At 71.8% G+C, this 7,234-nt stretch carries 8 protein-coding genes; 7 read left to right on the forward strand and 1 reads right to left on the reverse strand.

The genetic code is table 11. The features are described 5' to 3' along the window. Positions 1–771: FUSC family protein (locus B9S58_RS00005; RefSeq protein WP_146063421.1), on the forward strand; the 771-nt coding region annotated here is incomplete at its 5' end. Next, positions 768–1,274: a MarR family winged helix-turn-helix transcriptional regulator gene (locus tag B9S58_RS00010; RefSeq protein ID WP_103530096.1), complete on the forward strand. Its 507-nt coding sequence runs from the start codon at positions 768–770 to the stop codon at positions 1,272–1,274. The genes B9S58_RS00005 and B9S58_RS00010, both read left to right, overlap by 4 nt. A 13-nt stretch (positions 1,275–1,287) precedes the next feature. Here the strand turns inward: B9S58_RS00010 and B9S58_RS00015 are convergent, their stop codons facing one another. Further along, positions 1,288–2,058, reverse strand: coding sequence for an IclR family transcriptional regulator (locus tag B9S58_RS00015; RefSeq protein WP_258044115.1), 771 nt, complete (start codon positions 2,056–2,058; stop codon positions 1,288–1,290). Positions 2,059–2,601: 543 nt separating this feature from the next. Between B9S58_RS00015 and B9S58_RS00020 the strand changes: the two genes are divergently transcribed. The 5 genes from B9S58_RS00020 to B9S58_RS00040 all read left to right on the forward strand — a co-directional run. Next, positions 2,602–4,245 carry a sensor histidine kinase KdpD gene (locus B9S58_RS00020; RefSeq protein ID WP_103530097.1) on the forward strand — a complete coding sequence of 548 codons (1,644 nt, stop codon included), beginning with the start codon at positions 2,602–2,604 and terminating at the stop codon, positions 4,243–4,245. After that, the gene (locus tag B9S58_RS00025; protein ID WP_007454741.1) at positions 4,242–4,649 is read left to right on the forward strand and encodes a roadblock/LC7 domain-containing protein; all 408 of its coding nucleotides are present in this window, start codon (positions 4,242–4,244) and stop codon (positions 4,647–4,649) included. Before B9S58_RS00020 ends, B9S58_RS00025 begins: the two co-directional genes overlap by 4 nt. Then, positions 4,646–5,017: a DUF742 domain-containing protein gene (locus B9S58_RS00030; protein WP_103530098.1), complete on the forward strand. Its 372-nt coding sequence runs from the start codon at positions 4,646–4,648 to the stop codon at positions 5,015–5,017. Before B9S58_RS00025 ends, B9S58_RS00030 begins: the two co-directional genes overlap by 4 nt. Continuing rightward, a complete protein-coding gene (locus tag B9S58_RS00035) occupies positions 4,998–5,612 on the forward strand; it encodes an ATP/GTP-binding protein (RefSeq protein WP_103530099.1) in 615 nt (204 codons plus the stop codon). The genes B9S58_RS00030 and B9S58_RS00035 overlap by 20 nt, the downstream gene beginning before the upstream one ends. A 180-nt stretch (positions 5,613–5,792) precedes the next feature. After that, positions 5,793–7,234: cytochrome P450 (locus tag B9S58_RS00040; protein ID WP_181009120.1), on the forward strand; the 1,442-nt coding region annotated here is incomplete at its 3' end.

Raw genomic sequence — 7,234 nt, forward strand, 5'->3', positions numbered from 1 at the left:
CTGCTGCGCCGTCTCGGCCCCGGATCGCCGCTGCTGCCGGTCGCCGCCCGCACCCTGGCCGGCTGCGCGCTCGCCGGGTACCTCTGCGCCGCCCTCGGCGTCGGCCGCCCCTACTGGGCGATCGTCACCGCCGCCTCCCTCTGCCAGGCCAACATCACCCTGTCGTGGAACCGGACCCTCCAGCGCACCCTCGGCAATCTCCTGGGGGTGCTCGTCTTCGCCGCCGTCCTGCCGGTGTCCCGGATCAGCCCGCTCGCCCTCGTCTGCTGCTGCCTCTTCCTCAGCTTCGCCGCCGAGGCCCTCATCACCCGCAACTACTGGCTCGGCTCCGTCGCGGTGACCCCGATGGCCTTGCTGGTCCTGGAGTTCGGCGGCGCCCACCCGGCCGGCGAGCTGATCGGCGACCGGGTCCTGGACACCGTCCTCGGCGCGGTCGCCGGCTTCCTGGCCGCGACGCTCGTCACCAACCGGCGGGCGACGGGGCGGGTCGAACGGGCGTTGGAGGCCACCCGCCGGGCCCGGGCCGACGCCGAACGGACCGGCACCGACCCCGGGGCCGCCCCCGCCGAACGGGACCGGGCACGCCGGACGCTCACCGCGAGCCTCGTCGAACTGCGCGAGGCGGGTGACACCGCGGCGGGCGAATGGTGGCAGCGCGCCCTGCCCGAGCACTGCCTTCTCGCGGCCGAGCAGGCCGGACACCGTACGCTCGCCGCGACAGCACAACGGCGCGGGCCCACGGTCCACGCCCCTTCGATCGGAGCGGAGTGACCGACGACATCGTTGCCTCGGTGGTCCGGCAGTGGCAGGCCGTCAACCCCGGGCTCGACACCGGACCGATGGAGATCATCGGCCGGATCAACCGCTGCGCCGCCCTGCTCCAGCAGGCGGAGGACGCCCCGCTGCGCTCCGCCGGACTGACCCGCGCCGAATTCGACCTGCTCGGCGCCGTACGCCGGACCGACCGGGAGCTGACCCCCGGCGAGCTGGCCCGCGAGACCTTCTCCTCCGGAGCCGCTGTCACCAAGCGGCTGCGCGCCCTCCAGGACCGCGGACTCGTCGACCGCCGGGGCGACGACCGCGACCGCAGGGTCGCCCATGTCCGCCTCACCGACCAGGGCCGGGCCCTGGTCGACCGGCTGCTGCCCGAGCAGCTCGCCTACGAACGCACGGTGCTCGCCGGCCTCGACGAGGGGGGTCGCGACGAACTCGGTTTCCGGCTGAGCGAGTTGCTCGTCCAGCTGGAGGGGCGGCTCGGCGGGGCCCGACGCTGACCCGGCGGCCGACTCAGCCGGGGAGCGTGGGGGCCGGCAGTGCGGCCGACTCCCCGAGCAGAGCCGCCCGTTCGGCCGTCGCGGCCTCGTCGGAACGGTCGGCGGGGGCGGCGGCCACCAGAGCGAGCCGGTCCCGCCAGCTGGACCCGCCCAGGGAGACGGCGACCGCGGTCATGCCGGTGACCGACTCGCTCCGGCTGACCGCGTGTCCCCTGCGCCGGATCAGCGCCAGCTCGTCCAGCAGGGCCGTACGCGAGGTGAGGGTGTGCGGCGTCAGCGGCTCCAGGTCCTCCCGCGGATACAGCGCGCACACCTGGTCCGCCGTCATCCGGGACAGCAGCAGCTTGCCGCCCGCCTCCGCGTGGGCCGGTCCGGTCCACCCCAACTCCAGGGCCATCCGTACCGGATGGGCCGACTCGCGGCCGTCGGTGACGACGACCTGGTCGCCGATGAGCGCCACACTGTGCACGGTTTCGCCCGTCCGCGCGACGGCGTCCTCCAGCACCGGCCGCAGCTGGTCGCGGGCCGCCCGGCCGAACCCCGCGGGGCGGCCGAGCCGCACCAGCTCCGGACCCGCCGCGTAGCCCCGCCCCGATGTGTCACGGATGGCGAACCCCCGGTTCTCCAGGGTGCTCAGCACCCGGTGTGCCGTGGACCGGCCGACGGACAGCTGCTCGGCGGCCTCGCTGACGGTGAGGGCGTCATGGGTGAGGAAGAGCCGCAGGGCCCGGAGTCCCGTGTCCAGCGATGCGATCGTGTAGTCGCCGGCCGTCATCATGCTCATGTTCCCGCCCGATCCTTCTCGTCACCGTCGGTGTGCCGCCGCCCGACATGATTCCCGGTCCGGAGCCGCCGTGCCGGGCGGTCGGAGCGTACGCGGCGGAAGGCGTCCGTATACGCGTCAGCACGGCGCCTTTTGGTGCCACCCGCTCGTCGGTCAGGAATCTGCACCTTTCGATCCGGTTCGATCACCTGTGCCTCTGTCCTGCTCTGCGGGACGAGAGGGTGGAGCTGCGCGATGAATTGCACCTTAAGGTGCTTTTGCGTGGGAGGTACGTGCCGGTGTCCGGGGCGACGGGCCCCGCAGGAGGGCAACTTCCGGGGTCTGTCACTCCCCGCGCACGCTCCACAGCGCTGAGTGCAAAACCTGGTGAGTGTATTCCTCTCGGCGGGCTTCCGCAGGGGGTTGGGTGAATATGCCGAAGCACTGTTCTGATCTGGCTAAGCTCACGCGCAGTGAAGTCGAGTTGAGATGAATTCGAGCACTTGTTCCGAGTCTCCGCTCACGTGCGCATACATCCCGGAATCAACCGCCAGAGGGTTTTAGATGGTCCGTGTTGAATCACCGCCGACCGACAGAGAAATTCCCGTCGTCCGCGTAGTCCTGCTGCCCGTGGCCCTGCTCCTCGGCGCCACCGCAGCCGGATCGGCCCTGGTCGTACCGGCCGCGCGGATACCAGTCGCCGTGTGCGGCGCGATCACCACGCTCGTGGTCGCCGTACTCACCGTGGCGCTGCACCGCCGCCGGCGCGCCACGCGCGTCCAGCGCGCGGAGTACGAACAGCGCATCGCCTACCTGGAACACCGCATCCTCTCGCACGACGCCGAGACGGTACGGCTCACCAAGGAAGTCATGCCCGCCGCCATCCGGCGGCTGCGGGTGGGCAACTCGCCCGAAGAAGTGATGCGCGACATCGTCGACGCGGACGTGGCCAACCGCCATCTGCCCAAGGCGCTGCGCGAGCAGATCTACCAGGTCCTCGAAGTCATCGACAACGAGGAGGCGCGGCGTGACTCCGCTCAGCGCGCCTTCGTCAGCGTCGCCCGCCGCGTCCAGGCGATCGTGCACCGCCAGGCCAGCGAACTGCGGGAGATGGAGGACCACTACGGGCGCAACCCCGAGGTCTTCGACGACCTGCTGCGCATCGACCACGGCACCGCGCTGATCGGCCGCCTCGCCGACTCCATCGCCGTGCTCGGCGGCGCCCGTCCGAGCCGCCAATGGCCCAAGCCGGTACCCCTGTTCAGCGTGCTGCGCGGCGCGATGTCCCGCATCCTGGAGTACCAGCGCGTCGATCTGCACTCGATCGCCAAGGTCGCCATCGTCGGCACCTCGGTCGAACCGCTCATCCACGCCTGCGCCGAACTCCTCGACAACGCGACCCGCTACTCGCCGCCCCAGACCCGGGTGCACGTCACCGCGGTCGAGGTGCAGACCGGCATCGCCATCGAGATCGAGGACGGCGGCGTCAGCCTCAGCGAGGAGGCCCGCGCCCGGGCCGAGAACATGCTCGCCCAGGCCCAGGCCGGCATCAACATGAACGACCTCGGGGAGTCCCCGCGCCTCGGCATGGCCGTCGTCGGCCGGCTCTCCCGGATGTACCAGCTCCAGGTGTCGCTGCGTCAGTCGGCGTACGGCGGCGTCCGCGCCGTCCTCATCGTGCCGCGCGACATGATCACCACCGGGCCCGCCCCGGGCATTGCCCACGGCATCGGCGCCACCTCGCGGCCCACCAGCTCCCTGGACATGTCGCAGCTCCAGCACGTGGTGCCGCCGCCCGGCAAGCGCAAGCCCAAGCCTGCCGCCACCGGCCCCGTGCCGTCCGTCGCCGCACCGGCCTCCACCGGTGCTCCCGCGGCCGCGTCGCGCCCGGCCGTTCCCGCGGCGGCCATGGAGGACGACCTTCCCGTGGTCACCGAGTGGACCGAGAACGGGCTGCCGCAACGCCGCAGCCGGGGCCGCGCCCCGCTCGGCTCGCACAACCTGCCGCAGCAGCCCCCGCCGCCGCCCCCCGCCCCCACGAACGGGTTCCAGCCCGGCCGGGACGAGGGCACGGACGACGGACGCGGCGAGGAGAAGCCTCCCGGCCTGTGGCTGGAGGCCTTCACCAAGGCCGTCAACGGCGTACCGCAGGAACGAAAGCATGGCGAAGACTCCGATGACGCGTGGGACAAGGGAGACCTGAAGTGATCCAGCAGCGGGGAAACATGGACTGGATGCTCAAGGAACTGGCCGACGACGTTCCGAGCATCCACCAGATCGTGGTGCTCTCCTCGGACGGCCTCCGCATCGCGATGCACGGCGGCGACCCCGATGTCGCCGACCGGCTCGCGGCGGCCTGTGCCGGGCTGCAGAGCCTGGCCGCCGCGGTGGCCACCGAGATCCCGTACAGCGACGGCCTCATGAAGCTCGTCGTCATCGAGGTGACGGGCGGGTTCTTCTACCTGATGGCGGCCGGTGCCGGCGCCTATCTCGCGGTCCTGGCCGGTGAGACCGTCGACGCCGGACTCGTCGGCGCCCGGATGCGGGACATGGTCGTGCGGATCGGAGCCCACCTGACCAGCCCGCCCCGCCACGGCGGGCAGTCCGGATGAGTGGTCCTCGACGAGAACGTCGCAAGGCCGATCCGGATCTCCTCGATCCGGAACGGCTGTACGTGATCACCGGCGATCTCGACGACAGCGAACGGGCCGCGCTCGACCTGGTCACGATGGTCGTCGCGCACGCGGAGCCCTCGCCGACCTTCCAGCCCGAGCAGGCGGCCATCCTGCGGCTCTGCCAGGCCCCCCTGTCCGTCGCCGAGATCTCGGCCTACCTCAGCCTGCCGTTCAGTGTGGTCACCTCGCTCCTGAGCGATCTCCTCGCGACCGAACTCATCGAGTCGCGCGCGCCGATCGTCCGCGCCACTCTCCCCGACAGGTCCCTTCTCGAAGCGGTGATGCATGGACTTCAGAAGCTCTGACACGATCACCGGACCCCGCAGCGAGGACGTCCTTCCCACCACGGCCACCGCCGCGGTGAAGGTCGTGATCGTCGGCGGGTTCGGCGTCGGCAAGACGACCATGGTCGGCTCGGTGAGCGAGATCCGGCCGCTGACGACCGAAGAGACCATGACCCAGGCCGGCGTCGGCGTGGACGACAACGCCGGGGTGGAGGCGAAGACCGCCACCACTGTCGCCATGGACTTCGGCCGGATCAGCCTCAGCGAGGAACTGATCCTCTATCTGTTCGGCACCCCCGGCCAGGAACGCTTCTGGTTCCTGTGGAACGGCCTCTTCGAGGGCGCCCTCGGCGCGGTCGTCCTCATCGACACGAGACGGCTCGAAGTCAGCTTCGACGTCATCGGCCGACTGGAGGAGCGCGGAGTGCCGTTCGTGGTGGCCGTGAACACCTTCCCCGACGCCCCGCACCACCCGGTCGAGGCCCTGCGCAGAGCCCTCGACCTGCCGGACGAGGTCCCGATGGTCGACTGCGACGCCCGGCTGCGGGCCTCCAGCCGCGATGTGCTGATGACCCTGATGCGCTATCTGCACAGCCTGGCCGTCCCGCTCGCCTGACGCCGAAGTCCCACGTTCGGGCCGTGCCGGTCGACCGGATCCACGACCGGATCCACGACCGGATCCACGACCGGGGGCGCGCGCCGTCCCCGGTGTACGCCCCCGGCCCGGTCCGCGCCCGAACGGCCCCGTCCCGCCCGCCCGTGCACCAGCCCTGGAATCCTGATCCCTGGAGCCCCTGTGACAACCCCCTTCCACCACGAACCCGGCGCCGTGCCGCCGCCCCAGTGCCCGGCCCGCAACCTCGACATCGGCCCCGGCGGACTGCGCCGGCTCTACGGCCCCGAGGCGGAGAACAACCCCGCGGGCCTCTACGACAAACTCCGCGCCGAACACGGCACGGTCGCCCCGGTCCTGCTCCACGGCGACGTGCCCGCCTGGCTGGTGCTGGGCCACAGCGAGAACCTCCACGTCACCCGTACACCGTCCCAGTTCTCCCGGGACTCGCGGCGCTGGCGGGCACTCCAGGACGGCAGCGTCGCCCCGGACCACCCACTCGCCCCGATCTTCACCTGGCAGCCCGTCTGCGTGTTCGCCGACGGCGCCACCCATGAACGCCAGCGCGGCGCGGTCACTGACAGCATGGAGCGCATCGACACCCGGGGCGTCCGCCGCCACATCAACCGCTTCAGTAACCGTCTCGTCAACGACTTCTGCGAGAAGGGCACCGCCGACCTGGTGAGCCAGTTCGCGGAGCACCTGCCGATGATGGTGGTGTGCGCGATCTTCGGCATGCCGGAGGAGTACGACGAGCGTCTTGTCCAGGCGGCCCGGGACATGATCCGCGGCACCGAGACCGCCGTGGCGAGCAACGCCCACATCGTGTCCGTGCTGACGCGCCTGGTCGAGCGGCGCCGCGCCGAACCCGCGCCGGACTTCACCAGCTGGCTCGTCGAGCACCCGGCCACGATGACCGACATCGAGGTCGTCGAGCACCTGCGCCTCATCCTCATCGCCGCCTACGAGTCCACCGCCAACCTCATCGCCAACGTGCTGCGCATGGTCCTGGTCGACCCGCGCTTCCGCGCCCGGCTCAGTGGCGGGCACATGACCGTGCCCGAGGCGGTGGAGCAGACCCTCTGGGACGAGCCGCCGTTCACCGCGGTCTTCGGCCGCTGGGCGGTCGGCGACACCGAACTGGGCGGCCAGCAGATCAAGGCCGGCGACGCGCTGCTCGTCGGGATCGCCCCGGCCAACACCGACCCCGCCGTCCGCCCGGACCTGGGCGCCGACATGGGTGGCAACCGCGCCCACCTCGCCTTCAGCGGCGGCCCCCACGAGTGCCCGGGACAGGACATCGGCCGTGCCATCGCCGACGTCGGGGTCGATGCGCTCCTGATGCGCCTCCCGGACCTGGAGCTCGGCGTCGGGGAGGACGAGCTGCGCCGGGTCGGCAACATCATGTCCCGCCACCTGGTCGAGCTGCCGGTGAAGTTCGCCCCCAGCCCGCAGCAGAAGCTGGACGCCGACCCGCTCTCGGTGATGGCCCGTGCGGCCCGTCCGGCCGACGCCTGGGAGATCTCCTCCCCGGCCGGGCCCGTCCCCGAGCCCCGTTACGAGGCGGCCGGGGCGCAGCCCGCACACGCCCCGGGCGCGGCTCCCGGGACCGCCCCGGCCGCACC

This window comes from Streptomyces sp. SM11, assembly GCF_002910905.1.
Lineage (GTDB): Bacteria > Actinomycetota > Actinomycetes > Streptomycetales > Streptomycetaceae > Streptomyces.

Bases quoted from the DNA above. Each gene is read 5' to 3' on its own strand.
- B9S58_RS00030 (WP_103530098.1), top strand. From the start codon at position 4,646: ATGAGTGGTCCTCGACGAGAACGTCGCAAGGCCGATCCGGATCTCCTC.
- B9S58_RS00015 (WP_258044115.1), bottom strand. From the start codon at position 2,058: ATGAGCATGATGACGGCCGGCGACTACACGATCGCATCGCTGGACACG.
- B9S58_RS00020 (WP_103530097.1), top strand. From the start codon at position 2,602: ATGGTCCGTGTTGAATCACCGCCGACCGACAGAGAAATTCCCGTCGTC.
- B9S58_RS00035 (WP_103530099.1), top strand. From the start codon at position 4,998: ATGGACTTCAGAAGCTCTGACACGATCACCGGACCCCGCAGCGAGGAC.